General features: G+C 32.9%; 22 protein-coding genes and 1 other annotated feature. Of the genes, 21 read left to right on the top strand and 1 reads right to left on the bottom strand.

Annotation, left to right across the window (positions count from 1 at the left end; all coding sequences use genetic code 11):
* Window positions 1–184, bottom strand: a 184-nt coding sequence (locus B5D41_RS02360) for a helix-turn-helix domain-containing protein (RefSeq protein ID WP_143555640.1), incomplete at its 3' end; no start/stop codon positions are given.
* A 330-nt stretch (window positions 185–514) separates the two neighbouring features.
* Window positions 515–798 (top strand) — a binding site (T-box leader).
* 415 nt (window positions 799–1,213) lie between these two features.
* Between B5D41_RS02360 and ilvB the strand changes: the two genes are divergently transcribed.
* The 21 genes from ilvB (at window position 1,214) to B5D41_RS02260 (ending at window position 26,078) form a co-directional block, all read left to right on the top strand.
* Complete coding sequence (ilvB, locus tag B5D41_RS02355) at window positions 1,214–2,944, top strand: biosynthetic-type acetolactate synthase large subunit (protein ID WP_078809006.1); 1,731 nt, start codon at window positions 1,214–1,216, stop codon at window positions 2,942–2,944.
* A complete protein-coding gene (gene ilvN, locus B5D41_RS02350) occupies window positions 2,944–3,423 on the top strand; it encodes an acetolactate synthase small subunit (protein WP_078809005.1) in 480 nt (159 codons plus the stop codon). The genes ilvB and ilvN overlap by 1 nt, the downstream gene beginning before the upstream one ends.
* A gap of 332 nt (window positions 3,424–3,755) precedes the next feature.
* Entirely contained in the window at window positions 3,756–4,745 is a 990-nt protein-coding gene (gene ilvC / locus B5D41_RS02345) for a ketol-acid reductoisomerase (RefSeq protein WP_143555639.1), read from the top strand.
* Between the two features lie 33 nt (window positions 4,746–4,778).
* Window positions 4,779–6,317, top strand: coding sequence for a 2-isopropylmalate synthase (locus tag B5D41_RS02340; RefSeq protein ID WP_078809003.1), 1,539 nt, complete (start codon window positions 4,779–4,781; stop codon window positions 6,315–6,317).
* Entirely contained in the window at window positions 6,317–7,579 is a 1,263-nt protein-coding gene (gene leuC / locus B5D41_RS02335) for a 3-isopropylmalate dehydratase large subunit (protein ID WP_078809002.1), read from the top strand. The genes B5D41_RS02340 and leuC overlap by 1 nt, the downstream gene beginning before the upstream one ends.
* Window positions 7,580–8,074, top strand: coding sequence for a 3-isopropylmalate dehydratase small subunit (gene leuD / locus B5D41_RS02330; RefSeq protein ID WP_078809001.1), 495 nt, complete (start codon window positions 7,580–7,582; stop codon window positions 8,072–8,074).
* On the top strand, window positions 8,074–9,120 hold the full coding sequence (locus tag B5D41_RS02325; protein WP_078809000.1) for a 3-isopropylmalate dehydrogenase: 1,047 nt from the start codon (window positions 8,074–8,076) through the stop codon (window positions 9,118–9,120). Before leuD ends, B5D41_RS02325 begins: the two co-directional genes overlap by 1 nt.
* A gap of 123 nt (window positions 9,121–9,243) precedes the next feature.
* Window positions 9,244–10,806, top strand: a complete 1,563-nt coding sequence (gene cimA, locus B5D41_RS02320; protein WP_078808999.1) for a citramalate synthase — start codon at window positions 9,244–9,246, stop codon at window positions 10,804–10,806.
* A 444-nt stretch (window positions 10,807–11,250) separates the two neighbouring features.
* A complete protein-coding gene (locus B5D41_RS02315; protein ID WP_078808998.1) occupies window positions 11,251–12,009 on the top strand; it encodes a fumarylacetoacetate hydrolase family protein in 759 nt (252 codons plus the stop codon).
* 86 nt (window positions 12,010–12,095) lie between these two features.
* Window positions 12,096–13,436 carry a phosphoglucosamine mutase gene (glmM, locus tag B5D41_RS02310; RefSeq protein ID WP_078808997.1) on the top strand — a complete coding sequence of 447 codons (1,341 nt, stop codon included), beginning with the start codon at window positions 12,096–12,098 and terminating at the stop codon, window positions 13,434–13,436.
* Between the two features lie 230 nt (window positions 13,437–13,666).
* Complete coding sequence (gene glmS / locus B5D41_RS02305; RefSeq protein ID WP_078808996.1) at window positions 13,667–15,499, top strand: glutamine--fructose-6-phosphate transaminase (isomerizing); 1,833 nt, start codon at window positions 13,667–13,669, stop codon at window positions 15,497–15,499.
* 192 nt (window positions 15,500–15,691) lie between these two features.
* Complete coding sequence (acpS, locus tag B5D41_RS02300; protein WP_078808995.1) at window positions 15,692–16,072, top strand: holo-ACP synthase; 381 nt, start codon at window positions 15,692–15,694, stop codon at window positions 16,070–16,072.
* 22 nt (window positions 16,073–16,094) lie between these two features.
* The gene (locus B5D41_RS02295) at window positions 16,095–17,642 is read left to right on the top strand and encodes an NAD(P)H-hydrate dehydratase (protein WP_078808994.1); all 1,548 of its coding nucleotides are present in this window, start codon (window positions 16,095–16,097) and stop codon (window positions 17,640–17,642) included.
* Window positions 17,643–17,648: 6 nt separating this feature from the next.
* Window positions 17,649–18,107 carry a CBS domain-containing protein gene (locus B5D41_RS02290; RefSeq protein ID WP_078808993.1) on the top strand — a complete coding sequence of 153 codons (459 nt, stop codon included), beginning with the start codon at window positions 17,649–17,651 and terminating at the stop codon, window positions 18,105–18,107.
* 1 nt (window position 18,108) lies between these two features.
* Window positions 18,109–18,774 carry an isoprenoid biosynthesis glyoxalase ElbB gene (gene elbB, locus B5D41_RS02285; protein ID WP_078808992.1) on the top strand — a complete coding sequence of 222 codons (666 nt, stop codon included), beginning with the start codon at window positions 18,109–18,111 and terminating at the stop codon, window positions 18,772–18,774.
* A gap of 90 nt (window positions 18,775–18,864) precedes the next feature.
* Window positions 18,865–21,108 carry an IGHMBP2 family helicase gene (locus B5D41_RS02280; protein WP_078808991.1) on the top strand — a complete coding sequence of 748 codons (2,244 nt, stop codon included), beginning with the start codon at window positions 18,865–18,867 and terminating at the stop codon, window positions 21,106–21,108.
* A 151-nt stretch (window positions 21,109–21,259) separates the two neighbouring features.
* Window positions 21,260–21,430, top strand: a complete 171-nt coding sequence (locus B5D41_RS14215; protein WP_200806397.1) for a hypothetical protein — start codon at window positions 21,260–21,262, stop codon at window positions 21,428–21,430.
* A gap of 246 nt (window positions 21,431–21,676) precedes the next feature.
* Entirely contained in the window at window positions 21,677–21,952 is a 276-nt protein-coding gene (locus B5D41_RS02275) for a CopG family ribbon-helix-helix protein (RefSeq protein WP_143555638.1), read from the top strand.
* Window positions 21,953–21,954: 2 nt separating this feature from the next.
* Complete coding sequence (locus B5D41_RS02270) at window positions 21,955–22,305, top strand: type II toxin-antitoxin system PemK/MazF family toxin (RefSeq protein ID WP_078808990.1); 351 nt, start codon at window positions 21,955–21,957, stop codon at window positions 22,303–22,305.
* Between the two features lie 90 nt (window positions 22,306–22,395).
* Window positions 22,396–23,589, top strand: a complete 1,194-nt coding sequence (locus B5D41_RS02265; RefSeq protein ID WP_078808989.1) for a M20 metallopeptidase family protein — start codon at window positions 22,396–22,398, stop codon at window positions 23,587–23,589.
* 47 nt (window positions 23,590–23,636) lie between these two features.
* Window positions 23,637–26,078 carry a tetratricopeptide repeat protein gene (locus B5D41_RS02260; RefSeq protein ID WP_078808988.1) on the top strand — a complete coding sequence of 814 codons (2,442 nt, stop codon included), beginning with the start codon at window positions 23,637–23,639 and terminating at the stop codon, window positions 26,076–26,078.
* Window positions 26,079–26,119: the final 41 nt, after the last annotated feature.

The following is a 26,119-nucleotide window of genomic DNA, read 5'->3' as shown; positions in this document are numbered from 1 at the left end:
CTTTAATTTGAGAAACTGTGCCACGCTTTAACTCGTTTCTAATCGTATTAGAAGCTCTACCTAAGCGTTTTGCAATAGCATAAGCAGACATTCCTTCGGAATGTAATAATGCAATTTGACCACGCTCATAAGCATTTAGGTGTTTATTTTTTCGAGATTTTGGTGTATTATTTAAGTAGTCCATAGTGTGCACCCTCCTGTAATGTTTTTATTTTGTGGTGATTTAATTATATTACAGTTTGGTCCACTATGGGCATTTTTTTATTAATTTTTTATTAGTTCAAGTTAATTTTACAATGAAGCAATAAATAATTTTAAAAGTAATGATAGGGAATAAAATAGTTGATTAAATTACAGAGAATCGGGAGAGCTGAGAACCGAGATTAAATCAATTATTTTTCTCGCCCTTAAACTGTATAACTGAAAGGGTATGATTAATTTTAAAAAATTCTTGACAATGTATTAGATATGATTTATACTAGATAATACATAAAATTAAAGATACCCTGAAGAATTAAAGACGATGAAGAGGATCAGTAAATAGTTTAAATTCTATTTACAGCGAACTGGATTTGGTGAGAGCCAGGATAGAATAAACTGTTGAATATCTCCTTGGAGTTGTAGAGCTGAAATTTATGTCAAGTAGGTTATACCGGTATTACAGTACCCGTTATCATGTGCTGGAGTATGGAACGTACTCATTCTTTTGAGTAGGTAAGTACTTATTGAGGCTATTATTGTAAAATAATAGTGTATTAGGGTGGTACCACGTGAGGAGTATAACCTCTCGTCCCGATTAATTGAGAATGTTAATCTGGATGAGAGGTTTTTTTAGTTGAGTTAGATTCTTTAGTATTAGATTAATTAGTATAGGTAAGTTTGAAACAGATAAGTAGTTAAGAAGTGTAAATAAGTAGATGAGTAGAATTCAGTTATTAGAAATTTTGATAAGAGTAGAGTATTAATAAATACTAAAAATACGAGTAGTCAGAAGCTAAGTAGCATATTAAGGGATACTATACCAAAATTTAGTTAATAATAGGTTAATTATAGATATAATTAACTATTTAAGTAACTTATAGTTACTTTTCCCTTTAGAATTAAAGCTCTGGACTACTTAGGTCCAGGGTTTTTTATATTTATACTAGCTTAAATAAGCTAGTATAAATTTCAAAAATAATTAATACATTCTTTAAAAGGGGTGAAATTTAAAATGCAATTTACAGGAGCAAAGATATTTGTTAAGTCTTTATTAGAAGAAAAAGTAGAGAAGATTTTTGGTTATCCAGGTGGCGCTGTCTTACCTATCTATGATGAATTATATAAGGCAGATGTTGAGCACATTTTAACTAGACATGAGCAAGGTGCAATTCATGCTGCTGATGGATATGCTCGAAGTACTGGGAAACCTGGAGTTTGTATTGCTACTTCTGGTCCAGGTGGAACTAATTTAGTAACGGGATTGGCAACTGCTTATATGGATTCAGTACCAATAGTTGCTTTTACCGGACAGGTTCCTACTAATATGTTAGGAACTGATGCCTTTCAAGAGGCAGATATAACGGGAATAACCTTACCAATTACTAAACATAATTATTTAGTACAGGATTTAGAGGAGTTACCACGAATTATTAAAGAAGCTTTTCATATTGCAACTACAGGAAGGCCAGGTCCAGTTTTAATTGATCTGCCAAAGGATATTCAGATTGAAAAAATGGAGTTTGAATATCCAAAAGAAGTTAACTTAACAGGTTATAAACCAAATTATACTGGACATGATTTACAAATTAAAGAAGCAGCAGAATTAATTAATGAAGCTGAAAAACCAGTAATCTATGCTGGAGGAGGAGCAATTGCCAGTGGAGCTGCTGAAAAGTTACAGGAATTAGCTAAGAAAGCTCAGATTCCTACAACTACAACTTTAATGGGACTAGGGGCTTTTCCTGAAACCAATGAATTATCTTTAGGAATGTTGGGGATGCATGGGACTGAACAGGCTAATCATGCAGTTTCTGAATCAGACTTATTAATTGCTATTGGGTCTAGATTTGATGACCGAGTCACTGGTAAATTAGAAACTTTTGCTGAGGATGCAAAGATTATTCATATCGATATTGATCCTGCTGAGATATCTAAAAGAGTATTAGTAGATATTCCGATAGTAGGTGATGTTAAACAAGTATTAAATGAATTGAATAAAAAGGTCGATGAACAAGAAAATAAAGATTGGTTAGGAAGAGTAAAAAAATGGAAAGAAGAGTCAATTATAGAACAAGATTCAGATGACGATATTTTGACTCCTAAAAAGATAATTAATCAAATCGATGAATTGACAAATGGAGAAGCTTTTATTACTACTGAAGTAGGACAGAACCAAATGTGGGCTGCACAATATTATAAATACACTAAACCGAGGAGCTTTATGTCATCTGGAGGTTTAGGAACAATGGGATATGGTTTCCCAGCAGTTTTAGGAGTACAGTTAGGTCATCCAGAGGAGACTACTTTCTGCATAGCTGGTGATGGTAGTTTTCAAATGAATCTACAAGAGTTAGCTACTGCTGTACATTATGAATTACCAGTCAATATAGCTATTCTAAATAATAATTATTTAGGAATGGTTAGACAATGGCAGGAAATGTTCTATGAACAACGTTATTCAGCTACTTGTTTAAAGAAGAGAAAGAGTTGTCCTGATGATTGTTCATCGCCTGGAGAAGATTGTCCGGAGATGGTGCCTGATTTTGTTAAGTTAGCTGAGTCGTTTGGAGCTTTAGGAATTAGAGTAGCTAAAGTTGAAGAGATCAAACCAGCTTTAGAAAAGGCTATAGCTAGTGATAAACCTGTTGTTTTAGACTTTATAATTGAAAAAGAAAACAATGTATTTCCAATGGTGCCTCCTGGAGGAAGAATCGATAATATGTTAGTAGGAGGGGATGAATAATGAAACATACAGTTTCAGTATTAGTTGCTAATAAGTCAGGAGTTTTAGCTAGGATTGCAAGTCTTTTCAGTAGAAGGGGATTTAATATAGATAGTCTATCAGTAGGTACCACTGATGACCCTACAGTTTCAAGAATTACTATTGTAGTAGCAGGTACTAACCAAGTCTTAGAACAGGTAACTAAACAATTAAATAAATTAATAGATGTTTATAAGGTAAGTGATATTACTAAAGATCCATCTATAGATAGAGATTTAGCATTAATAAAAGTAAAGGCAGGTTCAAATACTAGATCTGAAATAATGCAGGTAGTAGATATCTTTAGGGGTAAGATAGTAGATGTAGCCTCTGACTCAATAGTAGTTGAAGTTACTGGTAATGAGGAAAAGGTAAATGCTATTGAAGAGTTATTAAGACCTTTTGGTATTTTAGAATTAGTACGAACCGGTAAGATAGCCATGGCTAGAGGAGAGAAGTAGAAGATATCAATTGAAAATCAAAATTATCAATAAGCATAAAGATTTCTACAGGGATAAAGGATATCTTAATTCACAGCCAGTCTGGGTTTTAGACTGGATGAGAGAAATAGAGGCTATCAATAGAGAGTAATAATATCAATAAGCACAAATACTTCTATAAAAGTAAGAGATAACATAATATCACAGTCAGCCTTGAACTTTAGGCTAAATGAGAAAAGTAGGAGTTATCAATTGAACCTATTGAGGAGTATAATTATCTACGTTTTTAAGGTGACTTATATATAATAAAAATCCAATTTATGCGATAAAATAAATTTAGGGAGATGATTTTAATGAAAATGTATTATGAGAAAGATGCAGACTTAAGTTATTTAGAAGGAAAGAAGATTGCGGTAATTGGGTATGGTAGTCAAGGTCATGCTCAGGCACAGAATATGAGAGATGCTGGATTAGATGTTGTTGTTTCAGAATTAGAAGGTACTGCTAATTATGAGCAAGCTGTAGAGGATGGATTTAATCCAAAATCAGCTGAAGAAGTAGCAAAAGAAGCAGATGTAATTCAAATTTTATTACCAGATGAAGTACAGAAACAAGTATACTATAATGATGTAGAACCACATTTAGAAGAAGGCAATACACTAGTCTTCTCTCATGGATTTAATATTCATTTTGATCAAGTTGTTCCACCAGAAAATGTAGATGTTTATATGGTTGCTCCTAAAGGTCCAGGACATTTAGTTAGAAGAGTCTACGCTGAAGGAGCAGGGGTACCTTGTTTAATTGCTGTATATCAAGATGCAACTGGAAATGCAAAAGAATTGGCTTTAGCACATGCTAAAGGTGTTGGTGGAACTCGTGCCGGTGTAATTGAAACGACATTCAAAGAAGAAACAGAAACGGATCTCTTCGGTGAACAAGCAGTACTTTGTGGAGGAGCAACTGAATTAGTTCGAGCTGGATTTGATACCTTAGTTGAAGCCGGGTATCAACCAGAGATAGCATATTTTGAATGTTTACATGAATTGAAATTAATCGTTGACTTAATGTATGAAGGTGGAATTGCAACAATGAGAGATTCTATTTCGGATACAGCAGAGTATGGTGACTTAATTGCTGGAAAGAAGGTTATTAATGAAGAATCTAGATCAGCTATGAAAGATTTATTAAATAATATTCAGAATGGTGAGTTTGCTAAGAGATGGTTATTAGAAAATCAAGTAGGCCGTCCAGCTTATTTAAAGAGAAAAGAGATAGATGCTAATCATAAGATTGAAAAAGTTGGTAAGAAATTAAGAGATATGATGGAATGGATTGAAGAGTAATGATAAATAAATAGGGTTCCGGAGGGATCGTTAATGGGTAAAGTTAAGATATTTGATACGACATTAAGAGACGGAGAGCAATCTCCAGGTGTTAGCTTAAATATTGAAGAAAAATTAGAGATTGCTCATCAGTTAGCTAAATTAAATGTTGATGTAATAGAAGCAGGATTTCCTATAGCTTCAGATGGGGATTTTGCAGCGGTGAGAGCTATAGCTAAGGAAGTAGAAGGGCCAGTTATTACTGGGCTGGCTCGAGCTACTAAACGAGATATTGATCGAGCTTGGGAGGCATTGAAGTTTTCTGATAAGCCGAGAATTCATACATTTATAGCTACTTCAGATATTCATATGGAGTATAAACTTAAAAAGACTCCAGAGGAAGTATTAGAATCAGCAGTAGAAGCTGTGGAATATGCTAAGGGGTATGTGAAGGATATAGAATTTTCTGCTGAAGATGCATTTCGAAGTGATAAAGATTTTCTTTGTAAGCTCTTTACAGCTGTGATAGAAGCAGGAGCAACAGTAATAAATATACCAGATACTGTAGGATATGCTACTCCTCAGGAATTCGGAAAATTAATTAAGTATATAAGAGAAAATGTGTCTAATATAAATGAGGTAACTATTAGTGTTCATTGCCATAATGACTTAGGTATGGCAGTAGCTAATTCATTAGCTGCTGTAGAAAATGGAGCTGAGCAGGTAGAATGTGCTGTTAATGGTATAGGTGAAAGAGCTGGGAATACTGCTTTAGAAGAAGTAGTAATGGCGTTAAATACTAGACAAGATTATTATGATGAATTATCAGATATTACTTTAAAAGAGATTTATAAGACTAGTAAATTAGTTAGTTCTCTTACTGGAATGTCAGTACAGCCTAATAAAGCTATTGTAGGAAAGAATGCTTTTGCACATGAAGCAGGTATCCATCAGGATGGTGTTATAAAAGAGAGAACAACTTATGAAATCATGGACGCTCAAATAATCGGTTTGAGTGAGAATAAGATAGTTTTAGGTAAGCATTCAGGTCGCCATGCTTTTAAGGAGAGGTTAACAGAATTAGGCTATAAGTTAGAAGGAGAAAATCTAAATAGGACGTTTAAGCGATTTAAAGAATTAGCAGATAAAAAGAAAAAAATTACGGATAGAGATTTAGAAGCTTTGGTAGAAGATGAGATCCATACTATTCCGCAGGCTTATGAATTAATAGCGATTCAGGTTACTAATGGGAATCAAGTATTTCCAACAGCTACTGTAAGAGTAAAGCTGAATGATGATGTCATTACTGAGTCAGCTTATTGTGAAGGTGGACCAATCGATGTTATTTATAGAACTATTGACCGAATTACAGGTTTAGATTGTAATTTAGAAAGTTATGCAATAGATGCGATTACCAGTGGTAAGGATGCATTAGGAGAAGTAATAGTTAAATTAAAATATAAAGATGATTTATTTATTGGGCGAGGGGTTAGTATAGATGTGATTGAAGCTAGTGCTAAAGCGTATATGAATGCAGTCAATAAGATTCTATATGAAAATAAAGAATTAATAGAAAGTAAGGGTGATGCTTAATGGGGATGACAATCGTAGAAAAGATTTTGGCTGACCATGCTGGCAAAGAGAAGGTTAAGCCAGGTGAATTAATAAATGCTAAGTTAGATATTGTATTAGGTAATGATGTAACTACTCCTGTGGCCATTAAAGAGTTTGATAAGATAGGAGTAGATGGAGTTTTTGATCAGGAACGTGTAGTAATTGTCCCAGATCATTTTGCTCCAAATAAAGATATTAATTCAGCTGAACAGTGTAAATTTATTAGAGAATTTGCTCATGATAAAGAGATTGTTAATTATTTTGAAATTGGTGAGATGGGAATTGAGCATTGCCTTCTACCTGAAAAAGGGTTAGTATTACCAGGGGATGTAGTAATTGGAGCTGACTCTCATACTTGTACTTATGGTGCATTGGGAGCTTTTGCTACTGGTGTAGGTAGTACGGATATGGCTGCTGGTATGGCTACTGGTGAAGCTTGGTTTAAGGTGCCAGAAACCATTAAGTTCGTGTATGAAGGTGAATTGAATGAGTGGGTTGGAGGTAAAGATTTAATTCTTTATACTATTGGAGATATCGGAGTAGATGGCGCTCTTTATAAAGCTATGGAGTTTACTGGAGAAATAATTGAAAATTTATCTATGGATCATAGATTTACTATGTCGAATATGGCTATTGAAGCAGGAGGAAAATGTGGTTTAATTGAGCCAGATCAAACTACAATTGATTATGTAGAAGAAAGGGCGCAACGAGATTATAAATTATATAAGAGTGATGAAGATGCCGAATATGATGAAGTAATTGAGTATGATGTTAGTAAAATAGAACCACAGGTAGCTTTTCCACATTTACCTGAAAATACAAGAGGAATCAGTGAAGTAGGGGATATTGAGATAGATCAAGCAGTAATTGGTTCATGTACTAATGGTAGAATAGAAGATTTAAGGTTAGCAGCTAAAGTATTAGAGGGTAAAAGAAAAGCAGATAATGTAAGGTTAATTATCTTCCCAGGAACACAAGAGATTTATAAGCAGGCTATGAAAGAAGGATTAATTGAAATCCTTATTGATGCTGGAGCGGCAGTTAGTACTCCAACTTGTGGTCCTTGCTTAGGAGGACATATGGGGATATTAGCTAAAGGTGAAAGAGCTATTGCTACTACTAATCGAAACTTTGTAGGAAGAATGGGTCATCCAGAAAGTGAAGTTTATCTTTCTAATCCAGCAGTAGCAGCAGCATCAGCACTTAAAGGTAAAATTGTAAGTCCTGAGGAGGTAATGTAGATGAAATTGAAAGGTCAGACATGGAAATATGGAGATGATATAGACACAGATGTAATTATTCCAGCTCGTTATTTAAATACTTCTGATCCATCTGAATTGGCAAAGTATTGCTTAGAAGATTTGGATGAAGATTTTGTAGATAAGATGACAGAAGGAGATGTAATAGTAGCTGAGAAGAACTTTGGATGTGGTAGCTCTAGAGAACATGCTCCCTTGGCAATCAAAGCATCTGGAGTTTCTTGTGTAATTGCTAAATCATTTGCCCGAATTTTTTATAGGAATTCAATTAATATTGGTCTTCCTATTTTAGAATCTGAAGATGCTGTAGAAGGTATTGAAGAGGGAGACCAAGTAGAAGTAGAGGTTGAATCTGGTGAGATTAAGAATTTAACTAAAGATGAGGTTTATCAGGCAGAACCTTTTCCTGAATTTATGCAAGAGATCATAGAATCTGGTGGATTAATTAAATATGTTGCAAAGAAGGTGGAGAAATAATGTATAAAATAGCAGTAATTCCTGGTGATGGAATCGGTCCTGAAGTAACAACAGAAGGAGTTAAAGTCTTAAAGGCCTTGGCAGATAGTTCTGATTTAGATTTTAAGTTTGAAGATTTTAATTTAGGTGCAGATCACTACTTAGAGACAGGAGAGTTAGTAACTGATGAAGTTAAAGAAGAATTAGCAGATTTTGATGCTATTTATCTAGGAGCAGTTGGTGATCCACGAGTAGAGCCTGGAGTTTTAGAAAAAGGAATCTTACTTGATTTACGTTTCTCTTTTGATCAGTATGTTAATCTAAGGCCTATTAAGTTATTGGATGAGAAGTTTACTCCGCTTAAAGATACACAAGGTGAAGATATTAATTTTGTAGTAGTTAGAGAAAACACAGAAGGGCTTTATGCTGGATTTGGAGGAGTTTTAAAGAAGGATACCCCAGATGAAGTAGCTACTCAAGAGATGGTTAACACTCGCAAAGGAGTAGAACGAGTTATTAGATATGCATTTGAATATACTCAACAGAGAGATGAAGCTAAGAAGTTAACTGTTTGCGATAAAAGGAATGTTTTAACTTATGCCCATAGTCTTTGGCAGAGAGCATTTGATGATGTAGCACCAGAGTATTCAGATGTAGAGCCTGATCATATGTTAGTAGATGCTATGACAATGAAGATGGTGCGTAATCCGGAGGACTTTGATGTAGTAGTTACTTGTAATATGTTTGGAGATATAATTACTGATTTAGGTGCTGAATTACAAGGTGGCATGGGATTGGCGGTTTCTGGTAATATCAATCCTGATGGTGTTTCTATGTTTGAACCTGTTCATGGTTCAGCTCCAGATATTGCTGGGCAAAATATTGCTAATCCAATAGCAGCTATTTTAGCAGCTCAAATGATGGTTGAAGTTTTAGGTCATTCAGAAGAGGCAGCTAGAATTGAAGATGCTATTAAACAGGCTTTAGAAGATAATAAAGTAACTGCTGATATGGGTGGCGATTTATCGACTGCTGAAGCTGGAGATTATATCAGTAATTTATTATAAGTTATGAATAAAGATTAATTTTGCATATAATATCTAGCCTTATTGTAGGCTGGGTATGAACATTATTTTTCAGTTTATTATGACGATTATGTTAGATTTTGTTGTGGGAAGAGAGGTGTTAATATGGTTAAATTATATGATACAACCTTACGTGACGGGACACAAAGAGAAGGAATATCTTATTCAACAGATGATAAATTAAAGGTTACTGAACGCTTAGATGATTTAGGTGTGGATTATATAGAAGGAGGATGGCCAGGTTCTAATCCTAAGGATATAGATTATTTTCAAAAGGTACAGGAACTTTCATTAAAGAATGCTAAGATAACAGCCTTTGGTAGTACTAGAAAACCTGGAGTTGAAGTAAAAGATGATGCTAATGTTAAGGCCATTGTGGCATCAGGTGTTGAAATTGTTACAATATTCGGTAAGAGTTGGGATTTACATGTGACAGATGCTTTAGAAACCACCTTGGATGAGAATTTAGCAATGATTGAAGATACTATTAGTTATCTTAAAGAGCAAGGACTAACTGTATTTTATGATGCAGAACACTTTTTCGATGCTTATCTTAATAATAAAGAATATACTTTAAAGACTTTACAAGCTGCAGTTGATGGTGGTGCCGACACAATAATTCTTTGTGATACTAATGGTGGAACCTTGCCTTTAAAACTTAAGGAAATAATTGAAGAAGTTAAGTCTAAAGTTGATTTACCATTAGGAATTCATGCTCATAATGATTCTGATGTGGCAGTGGCTAATTCTTTAGTAGCATTACAGACTGGTGTTAGTCAAGTGCAAGGAACTATAAATGGTTATGGAGAACGTTGTGGAAATGCTAATTTGAGTTCTCTAATACCAAATTTGAAATTAAAAAAAGGAATTGATGTTGTTACTGATGAGCAATTAGCTAAATTGACAGAAGTATCAAGATATATTAGTGAAGTGGCTAATCTAAATCCACCAGCACATAAGCCTTATGTAGGAGATAGTGCTTTTGCACATAAAGGTGGTATTCATGTTAGTGCACTAATGCGAAATCCTGAAACTTATGAACATCTAAAACCAGAAATAGTTGGTAACTCTCGTAAAGTATTAGTTTCAGAATTATCTGGTAAGAGCAACTTAATTTACAAAGCTCAAGAGTTTGGGATTGAGTTAGATAAAGATACTGAAGAAATCACTCAAGTATTAGATAAGATTAAAACATTAGAACACCAAGGCTATCAATTTGAAGGGGCAGAGGCTTCCTTTGAAATTTTAATGAAAAAGGCAATGGGGACTTATCAAAAATTATTTGAATTAGAAGGATGTAGAATAATTACAGAAAAAACCGAAGGATTAACTCCTAATTCAGAAGCAACTATTAAAGTTAAAGTTAATAATCAAATGGTTCATACAGCAGCCGAAGGCGGTGGTCCAGTTAATGCTTTAGATAGTGCTTTAAGAAAAGCTTTAATAGAGTTTTATCCTGTTTTAGAAGAAATTCATTTAATCGATTATAAAGTACGGGTACTAGATGGTAATGATGGAACTGCTGCTAAGGTTAGAGTATTAATAGAATCGAGTGACGGTCATGAGAGCTGGGGAACTGTTGGTGCTTCCACTAATATCATTGAAGCAAGTTGGCAGGCTCTCGTAGATAGCATTGAATATGGGATCAAGCTAAAAGGAGACAATTAAAGTATATATTTAGAGGATAGCAGATAAATCTCATTCACGTCAGCCTGTTGATTTTTACAGGCTGTAAGAGACAGCATAGAATATGGGATCAAGCTCAAGGAAAACAATTAATGTATATATGAAATTGCAATTTAAATAATAATATGAAAAAGAAGCAGGGTAAAATACTCTGCTTTTTTAATGTTTTTATTAATTTCTATTGAATTATCTTTAATTTTCAATCTAAATATAGTAAAATTATACTAAATGTAACCAAGTACTAAGCTTTCAAACTAAAAGATATAAATTTGCATAAGTTCACAGTCAGCTTTGAACTTTAGATTGGACAAGTTTGCAAATTTAAAAGGCATGAAAATATATAGATAAAATAACAACTGTTCATTAGTTAGTGATTAATACACTTATTAGTTTCCAATACTAATAAATGGAAAGCAGGTGAGAAGCGTGAAGTTTGTTAGATTTAGAAAGGATGCAAAAATTCAATTGGGAATTTTAAATGAAAATGATAAAATAAGAGCTATTCAAGGTGATATTAAGACAGATTATGAATTAACTGAGGAGTATTATGATTTAGCAAATGTAGAATTATTAACTCCTTGTCAACCTAGTAAAATAATTTGTGTAGGTTTGAATTATTTAGATCATGCCAAAGAGCTTAATATGGAATTACCAGAAGAACCTGTAATATTTATGAAACCGTCTACTTCAGTAATTGGACCGGAGGATGAAATTAATTATCCACAGATGAGTAGTCAAGTAGATTATGAGGCAGAAATAGCTGTAGTTATGAAAAAAGAAGCTAAAGATTTAACTATTGAAGAAGTAGAAGATTACATATTAGGTTATACTTGTTTTAATGATGTAACAGCAAGAGATTTACAGACTAAGGATGGGCAATGGACTAGGGCTAAGTCTTTTGATACTTTTTCACCATTAGGGCCAGTTATTGTAAATGATATAAACCCTAATGAATTAAAGATTCAGTTATATCAAAATGATTCACTTAAGCAGGATTCTAATACATCTCAAATGATCTTTAGCATAAAAGAGATTATTAGCTTTATTTCACAGATTATGACCTTAAACCCTGGTGATGTAATTGCTACTGGAACTCCACCAGGAGTAGGTGAAGTAAAGCTGAGTGATAAAATAGAAGTTAAAATTGAAGGGATTGGGAGCCTAGTTAATACAATTACAAAATAGATTATTAGTTTGTTATCTTTTGGAATTGACATTTGTGTTTAAATTAACATATAATAAAGTGTGGTATATTAAAAAGGGGTGAAAGGATGGGAAGATTATTTGGAACTGATGGAGTAAGAGGAGTTGCTAATCAAAAATTAACTCCCGAATTAGTTTATAAATTAGGAAAAGCAGGTACTTATAGATTAACTAAAGATATTAAGCGGCCTACTATCTTAATTGGAAAAGATACTAGGATTTCAGGAGACATGTTAGAAGCAGCTTTAATAGCTGGAATTAATTCTATAGGTGCTGATGTTTTAAAAGTAGGAGTTGTACCTACACCAGTGGTATCTTATTTAACAAAAAAATCAGATGTTGATGGTGGAATTATGATTTCGGCTTCACATAATCCTGTAGCTGATAATGGGATTAAGTTCTTTAAGAATGATGGATTTAAACTTTCAGATCAAATAGAAGATGAAATTGAAGAAATAATATTTAATAAGTTAGACAGATTACCACAACCAACTGGATTAGAGGTTGGAAGAGTTAAAGAATTGCTTGATCCTTTAGTATCTTATTTAGAATATGCTAAGGAAATAATAAATATAGACTTTTCTGGAATGAAAGTAGTTGTAGATACTGCTAATGGAGCTGCTTCAGAATTAGCTCCAAAGGTATTAGAAGAATTAGGGGCGGATGTTGTAGCATTAAATCATGAACCTGATGGTACTAATATTAATGTTAATAGTGGTTCTACTCATCCAGAGCGATTACAGAAGATAGTTATAGAGCAACAAGCTGATTTAGGAATCGCTCATGACGGTGATGCTGACCGTACTATTGCTACTGATGAAAATGGAAATATAATAGATGGTGACCTAATTATGGCTATTTGTGGTCGACATTTGATTGAAAAAGGTGAGTTACCGAAAGAAACTATAGTAGCTACTAAATATAGTAACTTAGGTTTGCATGAATCCTTAACTGAATTAGGTGGAAAAGTAGTAACTACTAGGAATGGAGATCGATATGTATTAGCTGAGATGTTAGATCAAGGTTATAAATTAGGAGGGGAGAAATCAGGTCATATTATCTTCCTAGATTATAATACTACCGGTGATGGTATAATGACAGCTCTTCAGTTAATTAAGGTTATGGTTGAAACTGAAAAATCATTATCAGAATTAGCTAAAGTAATGAGACCTTTCCCACAGTTATTAGTAAATGTAAAAGTAAAAAAGAAGGGAGAGTGGGAGACTAATCAAGAGATTCAAACTGTTATCAAAGAAGTAGAAGCTCAGCTAGGCAATGATGGTCGTGTCTTCGTTAGAGCATCAGGTACAGAACCTGTCATTAGAGTTATGGTAGAAGGAAAAGAGAAGGCACAGTTAGAAGAATTAGCAAATGAAATAGCAGATGTAATTAGGGAAGAATTGAATTAGTTGATAAATTGATTATGAGGTTATGTGAATTTTTTAATTGTCAATTAATAATTATAGCGCCCGAACTTAGTTAAATCTAAGTTGACGAGGAAGAGGTGATCGAGTTTTCGGCGGATGCCTCTAGGTAGAGTTAGCTACCTTAATTAACTGTTTAAACCCTATAGGAGACCATAGGAGTAACGGGAGTTAAACTAACAAATAATAAATAGAATATGGAGGCTTAACCATATATGTGTGGAATTGTCGGTTATATAGGAGAAGAAACGGCAAGTTCTATTTTGACGGATGGTTTAAATAAATTAGAATATCGTGGTTATGATTCAGCAGGTATTGCACTTTATCATGAAGGGGATATTAATATATATAAGCAAGTAGGAAAGTTAGAAAACTTAGAAGAATTAGTTGCTAAGGAAGATCCTAAAGGGAAGATTGGGATTGGACATACTCGTTGGGCAACTCATGGTAAACCTTCAATCCCAAATTCTCATCCGCACACTAGCTGTAATGGGAAATTTGTAGTGGTTCATAATGGTATTATTGAGAATTATTTATCTTTAAAGGAGCGATTACAAAGTCAGGGACATCAATTTAGATCAGAGACTGATACAGAAGTAATTGTTCACTTAATCGAGGAGTATTATAATGGTGATTTAGGAAGAACGATTCAAGAGGTAATAGAGGAATTGGAAGGTTCTTATGCTTTTGTAGCTTTAACGGCTAATGAACCAGAAAAGTTAGTGGCTGTTAGGCAGGATAGTCCCTTAATTGTTGGGCTAAAACATGGTGAGTATTTTGTTGCTTCTGATATTCCAGCTATTTTAAAGCATACTAATCAGGTTTATATCTTAGATGATGAGGAGATGGCAGTTATTACTAAAGAAGGAGTAAAGGTATTAACTGTTAATGGAGAATTAATTAATAAAGAAATTTTCACAGTTGATTGGGATCCTGGTATGGCTGAAAAAGCTGGGTATGATCATTTCATGTTAAAAGAGATTCATGAACAACCAGAGTCCTTACGAAGAGCAATTAGTGGTAGGTTAAGTAATGGTAATAGTCAAGTAATTTTAGATGAATTGAATCTTGCAGCAGATGAAATTAATAATTATGAACGAATCTATATTGTGGCTTGTGGTACAGCTTATCATTCAGGTTTAGTTGCTAAATATTTAATTGAAGATCTAGTTAGGATTCCAGTTGAAGTAGATATTGCTTCTGAATTTAGATATAGAAATCCATTAGTCAATGATAAGACTTTAGTAATAGTTGTTAGTCAATCAGGAGAAACGGCGGACACGTTGGCGGCTTTAAGAGAGGCACAGGATAGAGGGGCTAAGGTAATAGCAATTAGTAATGTGGTTGGTAGTACGATTCCACGAGAGGCAGATGAAGTAATTTATATTCATGCTGGCCCAGAAATTGCTGTGGCTTCTACTAAGGCTTATATTAATATGTTAATAGTTTTTTATCTCTTAACAATCTATTTAGCTCAACTTAAAGAGACTATATCTGAGGAAGAGATTAAAAGATTAATTAAAGCTTTAAAACAACTACCTAATCAAGTGGCTCAGATTATTAAAGATAGTGAAAGTGAGATTAAGAGATTTGCTAGTGATTATGCTGAATATGAAAATGCTTTCTTTATTGGTCGTAGCCTAGATTATGCAGTGGCTTTAGAAGGTGCTTTAAAGTTAAAAGAAATTTCTTATATTCATGCTGAATCTTATGCAGCAGGAGAATTAAAGCATGGGACTTTAGCATTAATTGAAGAAGGAGTTCCGGTCATAGCTTTAGCGACTCAAAATTCTGTTGTGGATAAAATGTTAAGTAATATTAAAGAGGTGCAGGCTAGAGAAGCTTCGGTAACAGGGATAGTATTATCTGATGAAGATGAAGTTTTTAAATCTTTAGATCATACTATTGAAATCCCAACAACTGAAGAATTATTAACTTCTATTTTAACAGTAGTTCCTTTACAATTATTAGCTTATCATGTAGCTGTAGAAAGAGGTTGTGATGTAGACCAACCTCGGAATCTAGCTAAGAGTGTGACAGTAGAATAAGGTTAACTAACCTACGGTCTAAATTTTAGATCGTAGGTTTTTTTATTTTTATACCCATTTTTTAGTAATATAAAAAGGATTCATTCTATATTTAAAGAATTAATTAATAAATTAGTTAGCATAATAATTATTAGTATTAGAAACTATTGATGAGTAGGCAGTAGAGTAAATTTATAAAGAGGAGTAATTAAGATGATTTATGGCATAGGTGTAGATATAGTAGAAGTAAAGAGAATTGAACAAAGTTTGAAAAAACATGATGAACGTTTTAAAGAAAAGATTTTTACAGATGGGGAAGTAGATTATTGTTTAAAAAGTAATAATGCAGCAATCCATTTTGCAGCTCGATTTGCAGCCAAAGAAGCTATAGTAAAAGCATTAGGCACAGGATTAAGAAATATGAAGTGGACAGATATTGAGATAATCAAAGATGAATTAGGAAAACCGGAAGTTAAATTACATGATAAAGCTAAAAAAATAGCCCAGAGTTTAGGTATTAAAAAATTATTAATCAGTCTTTCTCATACGGACGAATATGCTGTGGCTCAAGCAATGGCTTCAAAAACAGTTTAATAGATATTTTAGGAGGGGTATGATGCGATTAGTTACTGCTAGTGAAATGCAGGAATTAGATAGAATAACTATAGAAGAAGTAGGAATTCCTGGTGTAGTTTTAATGGAGAATGCTGGTCAAGCAGTTACAGATGCAGCTGTAGATATATTGTCTAATATTTCAGACCCTCAGGTAATAGTAGTAGCAGGAAAAGGGAATAATGGTGGTGACGGCTTTGTAGTCGCTCGTTTATTAAGTAATATAGGAATTAAGGTAAAAGTTTACTTATTAGGGGATGTCCAAGATGTAAGTGGAGATGCTAAGATTAATTTAAGTGTTTTACATAAGCTAGATTTTAAAATAGTAGAATTAAAGAATAAATCAGATTTAAAAAGATTTAACAAAAAATGTAAAAATGTTGATCTGATAATAGACGGTGTATTGGGAACTGGTATTGAAGGTGAATTAAGAGGGTTAGCCCCAGACTTAATTAGTATAATTAATAATTCTACTTCACAAGTTTTAGCTATAGATATTCCATCTGGGCTAAATGCTGATACCGGTCAAGCACATGGAATAGCTGTTAAAGCAGATAGAACAGTTACTTTTGCGTTGCCGAAATTAGGCTTATTACTCTATCCTGGTCGTAACTATGTTGGGGAATTAGAGGTAGCCGATATTAGTATACCAGAAGAAGTTATAGAATCTGAACATATTAATAAGGAATTAATTACTCCTAATTTAGCTCAACAGCTATTACCAAGAAGGAATTGTTTTGGGCATAAAGGTACTTTTGGTCATGCTGTAGTAATTGCAGGTTCTAAGGGAATGACTGGGGCAGCTAAATTAAGTGGTTTAGCCACTTTAAAATCTGGAGCTGGTATTGTGACTTTAGGTATGCCTGAGAGTCTAAATTCAATTTTAGAGACAAAATTAACAGAAGTAATGACTGTACCTTTAACTGAAAATAGAGAATGTTGTTTGAGTTTGAATTCATTAACTAAGATTATGGAATTATCTAAAGCAGCAGATGTTATGGCAGTAGGCCCAGGCTTATCACAAAGCGAAGAAATAAGTTATATCATCCATGATATGCTAAACAAGATAGAAATCCCGCTAGTAATAGATGCGGATGGTTTAAATGTAATTGAAGATTTAGGAATACTGACAAATAGAAGTAAACCAACAGTTTTAACACCTCATCCTGGTGAAATGGCTAGATTAACTGGGAAGTCAATTGATGAAATTCAAGCAAATCGCGTACAGGTGACTCTTCAAACAGCTCAAGACTTAAACGTGACATTAGTATTAAAAGGGGCAGCTACAGTAGTAGCTACCGCGAAAGGAAGAGTATATATTAATTCAAATGGTAATTCAGGTATGGCTACTGCTGGTAGTGGTGATGTATTAACTGGGATAATTACTGGATTAATCGCTCAAGGATTAAGTGCAGATCAAGCAGCTACATTAGGAGTTTTTTTACATGGATTAACTGGAGATTTAAAGTTAGAAGAAGAGACTACATATACTTTATTAGCAGGAGACTTGATTAAGGGACTTTCAAATGCTTTTAAATACTTAGAGGAGTGATAAAATATGTTAGCAAAAGATGTAATGACTGAAGGTGTGATTACTGTTCATCCTAAGGAAACAATTAAAGATGTAGCTAGGATTTTGAGTGAAAATGAAATTAGTGGTTTACCAGTAGTTGATGATAATGAAAAATTAGTAGGAGTTGTTTCGGAACAGGATTTAATTGTACGCGATAAGAAGTTGCATTTTCCAGATTATATATATTTATTAGATAGTGTTATTTATTTAGAAAGTTTAAAGAATTTTGAAGAAGAGTTTACGAAGATGATAGGGACTAGAGTAGAAGATATAATGAGTAAAGAGGCTATTACAGTTGATTCAGATATATCTATAGAAGAGATAGCTACTATAATGGTTGAAGAAGGCATTAATCGGGTTCCGGTTTTAGATGGAGAAAAGTTAGTAGGGATTGTGAGTAGGGCTGATTTAGTAGATGTATTAGCTAAAGAAGGAGGTAAGTAAAGTGGCGAAAGTTGGTGTGGTATTAAGTGGTTGTGGTGTTCATGATGGTTCAGAAATTCATGAAGCCGTTTTAACTTTATTACATCTAGATAAGGCTGGACAAGAAATAATTCCATTGGCGCCCAATATACTGCAGTCACAGGTGATTGATCATCTTAATCAAGAAGAGATAGAACGAGAAAATAGGGATCTGTTAGTAGAGGCTGCCAGGATTACTCGTGGTGATATTCAATCTTTAGATACAGTAAATAAAAATGAGTTAGATGCTATAATTTTACCAGGCGGGGCTGGTGCTATTAAAAATTTGACTAATTATGCTTTTATTCAAGAAAATTGTAAAATTAATCCTCAAGTTCAAAATTTAATAGAAGAAATGATTGATTTAGGTAAACCAGTAGGAGCTATCTGTATCTCTCCATTAGTAGTAGCGAGAGCTTTAGTTGATACAGATTATACACCTAGATTGACTGTCGGAAAGGATTGTGAAGTTGCACAGTATATTCAAGAGGAATTGAATGCTGTTCATATTGAATCAAAAGTAAGTGAAGTAGTAGTTGATGAAGATTTAAAAATCGTTACTACTCCAGCGTATATGTTAGCTGAATCTATTTCTAATATTGACACTGGGATAAAAAGTTTGGTAGATAATGTAATAAAGTTAATATAAGGTTTTGACTATCTAAAGGCTTTTTGATATAATTTTTAGTGGATGAATAGCACCCTGTCCAGGGTGCTATTTTTGGAGGTGATATTTTATATGGTTAATATAGTTGTTGAAAATTTACCTCAATACGTAGGGCCTGGAGATATTGTAGGTGCTTTTACTAATGAGGTAAAGATGGATGGAAATAAAATTGGAAAAATAGATTTTATAGATGGAAGAGCGGTAGTTGAAGTAGAAGATGATATAGTTGATAAAGTCGTAGAAATGATGGATCAGAATCAAGTAGCGGGAATTACTGTTAAAGTTTATGTTAATGATGGCGCTAGAGATAAGATCAAGAAGATTAATGATTATGTGTCTAAATTCAAACGGTTAATTCAAATGGAACGTAAGGCTGAAATGAGGCGACATGAATTAGAGATTAAGAATTTAACTGGTTATGAAAGAGAGCAAAAAGGTAGAGCAATTCTTCATTTGCGAGGTAGAGATGAAGGTGAAGTTTTTGGAGGCAAAAGATTAGTTAAATTTATGAGGCAACATCGTGGTGAAGAATTGCCGGACAATGAAATAAATATTGGCGATTTAGTAATGCTAAGTAAGAATCAACCTTTGAGGGATGATAATCCTACTGGAACAGTAGCTGGAAAGACTAAATATTCTATTACAGTTGTATTTGAACAACCGGTTACTAAGTTTGTCTATGATGAGGGATTAAGAGCTGATTTATATGTAAATGATATTACTTTTCAAAGAATGTTAGATGCGACTTCACAAATAGAAGATAATTCAGGGAGATTAGCAGAATTACGTGATAAATTCTTAGGCATAGATAATATAGAGTTTACAGATATTGAAGAAGAGATAGAATTTAAGAATCAAGCATTAAATGACTCACAAAGAGAAGCTGTTAGACAAGCACTAAAAGCCAAAGACTTCTTTTTGATTCATGGTCCTCCAGGTACAGGAAAGACGATGACAACTATTGAAATTATTAGACAAGCTATTGCACCGGAAAAGAATATCTTAGCAACGGCTGATTCAAATACAGCAGTTGATAATTTAGTAGAAAGATTGGTGCGAGAGAATGTTAATGTAGTTCGAGTAGGTCATCCAGTTCGAGTAACTCCAGTTTTAAGAGAACATACTTTGGATTATCTTATTGAAAATCACCCTAAGTATAAAGAAGCGGCTGAATTAAGAAGTGAAGCTTATGATTTATTAGATAAACAGGATGACTTAACTCATCCTAGTGGTCGCTGGAGAAGAGGTATGAGTGATCAACAGATTTTAAATAAAGCTAAAGATAATTCTAGCTTTAGAGGAGTATCTGCTAATAAGATAGAAGAGATGGCAGAATGGTTAAAAATTCAAGAGAAAATAGATGAATTATTTGAAATGATTGAAGAATTAGAAGATGAGGCGATAAAAGAATTATTAAGTAATGCTGATGTAGTTTGTACTACTAATTCTACTGCTGGAGCTGAAGTATTAGATGAATTTAAGTTCGATCTTTTAGTTGTTGATGAGGCTACACAAGCTACTGAACCAGCAGTCTTGATCCCATTAACTAAAGCTAAAAGGGTTATTTTAGCTGGAGATCATAAGCAATTACCGCCGACAATTCTTAGTAAAAAAGCAAAACAAGATGGCTTAAATCGTTCTTTATTTGAGAGATTAATTGCTTTATATGATGATGGAATCAAGCAAATGTTAAAAGTACAATATCGAATGAATAATTCGATTATGGAGTTTTCTAATAGTGAATTTTATGATGGTTTTTTAGAAAGCACTTCAAAAGTGGAGGATCATACTTTAGTTGATTTAGATATACTACAAATAAAAGGAGATAGACCAGCAGAAAAGGCGTTGATTTTTGATGAACCGGTTGTATTTTTTGATACTAAAGGAATGAAGGCTCCAGAACGTTCTAAAAATGACTCTAATTCATTTGAAAACCCTATTGAGGCTGATTTAATTGTTGAAATTGTAGAGGAGGCTACCAAACTCAATTTAAGTTTGCAAGATATGGCAGTGATTGCTCCATATAAAGATCAAGTGGAATTAATTAATAAGAAAGTAGACTTAAATGAGTTAGAAGTAAATACTGTAGATGGTTTTCAAGGCAGAGAGAAAGAATTAGTGATTTTATCATTTGTAAGAAGTAATCAATATGGCAACATTGGATTTTTAAGGGATTTACGGAGGTTAAATGTCTCTTTAACTAGAGCTAAACGAAAGTTAATTATGGTTGGAGATTCAGTTACTATTGGATCTAATGAAATTTATAAAAATTTAATAGAATATGTAAGGAAGCATTGTTACTATTATGAGTTGTAGTTTTTAATAAATTAGTAATCCTACCATAAATTACTTCATAGTTTTGAGTATATAAATGGTTACCTTCTATTGACATTCATATTAGAAGTAGGATATAATTATATTACATGTTATTATATTTGTTACTATCTTTAAGAGGTGGGATTACTAAATGATTAATTGTCAAACTTTAAGGCTAGATAAAAATGCTAATTCAGACAAAGATAGTAAAGAGGATTTAAAGATAAAAATGAAAAAAGGCTATTTTCAAATGGGTAAGATTAATTTAAGGTTAGCAGAAGAAGGCTTAAAGGCAGAAAAAGAAGCTTATGAAATGGTATAAAGAAAGAATGATTGTTTAATTACAGAAAAGAGACGTATTAAATACGTCTCTTTTACTCCATTTTCATAAATGATTTTTTTCAAAAGAACTTATATACATTAAAGCAAATGAATATTATGGTCTAAGTTGTAGAAACTAATGATGAATAAAATATATAAAGTTTTCAATAAATTATATTTAACATTATTGATTTCGCTCACATATACTACTATTAATTAAGTTATATTTGCTGGAGGTGCTTTAGATTTGACTAATCTAAAAAGGGTAATGATTAGTTTGCCAGATAGCTTGTTGGAAGAGGTAGATGGAGTTGCTCAAAAGAAGAATCAAAATCGTAGTGAATTTGTAAGGGAAGCCATGAAGCTATATATTACAGAATTAAGAAAAAACGAGATTAGAAGATCAATGAAACAAGGATACTTAAAGATGGGCGAGATTAATTTAAAATTAGCAGAAGATAATATAGAGATAGAAAATAAGGATTTCAAGAAATATGAAGCCAGTATAGCGGAGTGTGAATAACCGTGGCTATTAAAAGAGGAGATGTCTTTTATGCGGATTTGAATCCAGTGGTTGGCTCAGAACAAGGTGGAGTGAGACCAGTATTAATAATCCAAAATGACATTGGCAATAAGTATAGTCCAACAGTAATAGTAGCAGCCATTACTTCTAAAATTGATAAAGCTAAATTACCGACTCATGTGGCAATAGATGCAAGTAAGTATAATTTAGAGAAAGATTCGGTGATTCTTCTGGAACAGATTAGAACGATTGATAAGAAAAGATTACAACGACAGATTACACACTTAGATGAAGAAATAGTTAGTGAAGTAAATCAAGCATTAGAGATTAGTGTTGGTTTAATAGATTTATAACTAGATAGTATTATTGGGGCGGCTATTAATCTTGAGCAGATTAATAGCTTTTTTTTAGTTATTTATTAATTAGTAAAAAGGGGGGGTATTATGAATGATAAGATTCAAAGTGCTATTAATAATTTAGAGAATGATTTAATAATTTGGAGAAGAGCTATTCATCAAGAACCGGAGTTAGGTTTTGAAGAATATAAAACGGCTGTAAAGATAATTAATGTCTTAAGGGAAACTAATTTAGAATTAAGAACAGAGGTTGCAAAAACAGGAGTTATAGCAGATTTACATATTAGTGACAATTTACCGACTATTGCTTTAAGAGCGGATATGGATGCTTTGCCCATTCAAGAACAGAATGATACAGATTATGCATCGCAGATTGAAGGAGTTATGCATGCTTGTGGTCATGACGGTCATGTTGCTATGTTATTAGGAGCAGCGGTGGTGTTAGACCAATTTCGAGAATTATTAAGAACAAATGTGCGGTTTATCTTTCAACCAGCTGAAGAAGGGCCAGGAGGAGCTTTGCCTATGATTCAGGCAGGTGTTTTAGAAGGAGTAGATAGTATATTTGGTTTACATTTAAATACTAATTCTCCTACGGGGACAATAGATATTAAAAGTGGTCCTTTTGCAGCAGCTGCAGACCAAATAGATTTGCTTGTTATAGGGGAAGGTGGGCATGGAGCCGCTCCTCATCAAACAGTAGATGCCATAGTAGTTGCTTCAGAGATAGTTACCTCATTGCAGACCATAGTTAGTAGGAAGTTAGACCCCCAAGATGCTGCGGTTATTTCTCTAGGAAAGATTGAGGGGGGATATAGACATAATGTAATTGCCGATCGGGTAAGATTAAAAGGGACAGTAAGAACTACTGATCCTAAGCTTCGTGAAGAATTACCATCTCAGATTGAACAAATAATTAAAGGTATTACTATTAGCCATGGTGCAGATTATAATTTAGATTATGAATTTGGCTATCCAGTATTAATTAATAATAGAAGTGCGTCAAATAAGTTGGAAGATATCTTTGGTTTGATTCCAGGAATTGAAAAGATTAAAAGAGTAGATAAAACTTCTATGGGGGCAGAGGATTTTGCTTATTATTGTCAACAGGTACCAGGTGTATTCTATCGATTAGGTGCTGGTAAATTTCCTGATCGGGCTTATCCTGGCCACAATCCCAAATTCGACTTTGATGAAGCTGCATTAAAGTTAGGGGTAATTACTTTTATTGAAATAATATTAAATTATTATAGTAATAAAGGAGAAGATATTTCAATATAGAATAAATAGTTAAGAGATCTTTAACTTAAGTAAGGAAGGTGTCAAATTTGCGGCGGAATTTACTAATCTTAATTACTATTTTGCTAATCTGTGTAACATTTAGTTTAGCGACTTTGGCTGAGAATTCAATTGATCAGACATATCAAGTATCTAATGAAGATCTATCATTTGAATATCGAAATAATGCTAAAGGGAAAACAGCTGAGGAAATAATTAAAGAAGTGGTAAGTTATTTTGATCGAATTAAGGATTTTAAAGGTGCTTTAGTGTCAAAAGTATTTTTGGAGAAAAAAGAAGTTACTTATCAAACGAATTTAATGAAGAATCAACAAAGGTCTTTAACAGATAATTCTTATACTTTTGGTAAAGTTCAAGGTACTGAGGAAGGTCGTTTATTAAATGCTTTACCATGGATTTATTTGCCGCCAGACTATTCTTTATTACAGAATGGATTATTATTAAGTGGGCAGAGGGATTATTTAGAGCCTTTAGCAAATTTAGAAGATCTTTATAAGTTAAAGTTGCTTGGTGAAGCTAAATTACATAATAGGTCAATATATTTATTAGAATTAAGTAATGTGTTTTCGAAACAGGTTTTATGGATAGATAAAGAAAAAATGCTTATTAATAGAATTGAAATATTTAATGGAGCTAATCAATTAGTGGCTACTATTAATTATAATGGGTATAGAGAGCTAGTAGAGGATGTTTGGTTGCCTAATTTAATTGTAGTAGAAGATAATAATGGTAAAAAACTTTTAGAAATTAATTATCAGAATTGGGTAGTAAATAGTGGTTTAAATAATAGTGATTTTTCTATAGGTTTTGCTTATCAGGCTAGGCAAGAAATAGATAAGTTGAAGAAGATTATAGATAAAAATCATAAGGATACAGAAAGCAGATATAAATTGGCTAAACTTTATTATCAGGTTTTAGAAACTGATAAGGCAATTAATACGTTATTAGATGCCATTAAAATTAAAAAGAAGATAAAGTATTATAAAAAATTAGCAGAAATTTATCGTGAACAAGGAAAGTATAAGGAATCTATAGATATGGTTAACGAAGCATTAATCTTAGATTATCAAAATAGTGAACTACATTTTATGTTAGGAGAATTGAACTTGCAACTGCAGCAAATAAGTAAGGCAAGAAATTCTTTAGAAAGAGCAGTTAGTTTAGAACCTACTAATGAGCAATATTTAGAAAGGTTATTCTGGACATATAGACGTTCTTCTTTTACAGAAACAATGTTAAGAAACGCACAGAATACTTTAAACAAGTTAATTAAATTGAATCCTAACAAGCCTGAATACCAAATTTATTCTGGTAATTTATACTTAGAATCTAAAAAGTATAATAAAGCAGCTCATAGATATCAGAAGGCTATTCAAGTAGCTCCTAAAGATATTTGGGGGTATATTAAATTAGCTGAATGTTATGAAGCAATTGGAAAACATAGATTAGCAGAGGAATTATATAAAGTAACCATTAGAATTGATAAGAGTTGGTTAAACTATGAAAAAATAGCGGATTTCTATTATCGCTGGCAAGATTATAAAAAAGCTATCCAGAATTATAATATAGCTTTAAAATTAAAGTCTGAGCAGTTTGCTCTTAAGGTTAAGTTAGGTAAATCATATTGGGAGGTTGGAAAGAAGGATAAAGCTCTTGAAATTTGGGGGCGAATTCTAGAAACTAAATCTCTAAAGTTAAATGATTATATTAAATTAGGTAGTCTATTTACTAAATACAATCTAGATAATTTAGCTGTAGCAACTTATCAACAAGGTATTCAGGAATTTAGTAATTCAATAGATAGTTGGACTAAAAAATTAGTTGCAGAACTTCATGCTAAATTAGCTAAGCTATATAAAGAACAGGATAATTATGAGTTAGCTATGGATGAGTATAATCAGGCGTTAAAGTTATACCAATACTCTTGGGTTTATAGAGATCTTGGAGTATTAAAATTAAAGAATGGAAAGTTAGGGGAGGCTATTGAATTATGGCAAAAAGCTAAAGAAAAGAATGCTGGAAATTTGGAAGTAGTTTATAATTTAGCTATTGCTCATATTATTACCGAAGAATTTGATAAGGCTGAGGCAGATATTGAGTATATCAAAAGGTTTAATCCAGATCAAAAATTAAGTAGTCTAGTAAATAAAGCTAGTAGAGTAATTAATGAATTACAAAGGATAAAAGCAGAAGAGAATAATTCTGAAGTTTATGGTCAAAAGTATAAAATCCAAGGGGATCAGTTGAGGCAAAAAGGCAAGTTGAAATCAGCAGTAGAAATGTACCAGATGGCATTAGAAAAGAATTCTTATTATGGTGATGCTTATTTTAATCTAGGTTTAATACAGAGTGTAATGCAAAATTATCAAGAAGTAAAAAATATAATTAATAATTTTGATAATGATTATTTCCAACAAAATAAAGCAGACATTTTAAAAGAAATGAAGGCTTTATGTGAAGGTGTGAATTAGAGGTAAAGAGTAAGTTTTAGATGATTATATGGAGGTTAAGA

Source organism: Selenihalanaerobacter shriftii (genome assembly GCF_900167185.1).
In the GTDB taxonomy this organism is placed as follows: domain Bacteria; phylum Bacillota; class Halanaerobiia; order Halobacteroidales; family Acetohalobiaceae; genus Selenihalanaerobacter; species Selenihalanaerobacter shriftii.
This window is presented reverse-complemented; position numbering and strand designations above follow the sequence as displayed.

Bases quoted from the DNA above. Each gene is read 5' to 3' on its own strand.
- ilvB (WP_078809006.1), top strand. From the start codon at position 1,214: ATGCAATTTACAGGAGCAAAGATATTTGTTAAGTCTTTATTAGAAGAA.
- B5D41_RS02290 (WP_078808993.1), top strand. From the start codon at position 17,649: ATGTTAGCAAAAGATGTAATGACTGAAGGTGTGATTACTGTTCATCCT.
- leuD (WP_078809001.1), top strand. From the start codon at position 7,580: ATGAAATTGAAAGGTCAGACATGGAAATATGGAGATGATATAGACACA.
- B5D41_RS02280 (WP_078808991.1), top strand. From the start codon at position 18,865: ATGGTTAATATAGTTGTTGAAAATTTACCTCAATACGTAGGGCCTGGA.
- B5D41_RS14215 (WP_200806397.1), top strand. From the start codon at position 21,260: ATGATTAATTGTCAAACTTTAAGGCTAGATAAAAATGCTAATTCAGAC.
- ilvC (WP_143555639.1), top strand. From the start codon at position 3,756: ATGAAAATGTATTATGAGAAAGATGCAGACTTAAGTTATTTAGAAGGA.
- leuC (WP_078809002.1), top strand. From the start codon at position 6,317: ATGGGGATGACAATCGTAGAAAAGATTTTGGCTGACCATGCTGGCAAA.
- glmM (WP_078808997.1), top strand. From the start codon at position 12,096: ATGGGAAGATTATTTGGAACTGATGGAGTAAGAGGAGTTGCTAATCAA.
- ilvN (WP_078809005.1), top strand. From the start codon at position 2,944: ATGAAACATACAGTTTCAGTATTAGTTGCTAATAAGTCAGGAGTTTTA.
- B5D41_RS02340 (WP_078809003.1), top strand. From the start codon at position 4,779: ATGGGTAAAGTTAAGATATTTGATACGACATTAAGAGACGGAGAGCAA.
- B5D41_RS02325 (WP_078809000.1), top strand. From the start codon at position 8,074: ATGTATAAAATAGCAGTAATTCCTGGTGATGGAATCGGTCCTGAAGTA.
- B5D41_RS02265 (WP_078808989.1), top strand. From the start codon at position 22,396: ATGAATGATAAGATTCAAAGTGCTATTAATAATTTAGAGAATGATTTA.
- glmS (WP_078808996.1), top strand. From the start codon at position 13,667: ATGTGTGGAATTGTCGGTTATATAGGAGAAGAAACGGCAAGTTCTATT.
- B5D41_RS02295 (WP_078808994.1), top strand. From the start codon at position 16,095: ATGCGATTAGTTACTGCTAGTGAAATGCAGGAATTAGATAGAATAACT.
- acpS (WP_078808995.1), top strand. From the start codon at position 15,692: ATGATTTATGGCATAGGTGTAGATATAGTAGAAGTAAAGAGAATTGAA.
- cimA (WP_078808999.1), top strand. From the start codon at position 9,244: ATGGTTAAATTATATGATACAACCTTACGTGACGGGACACAAAGAGAA.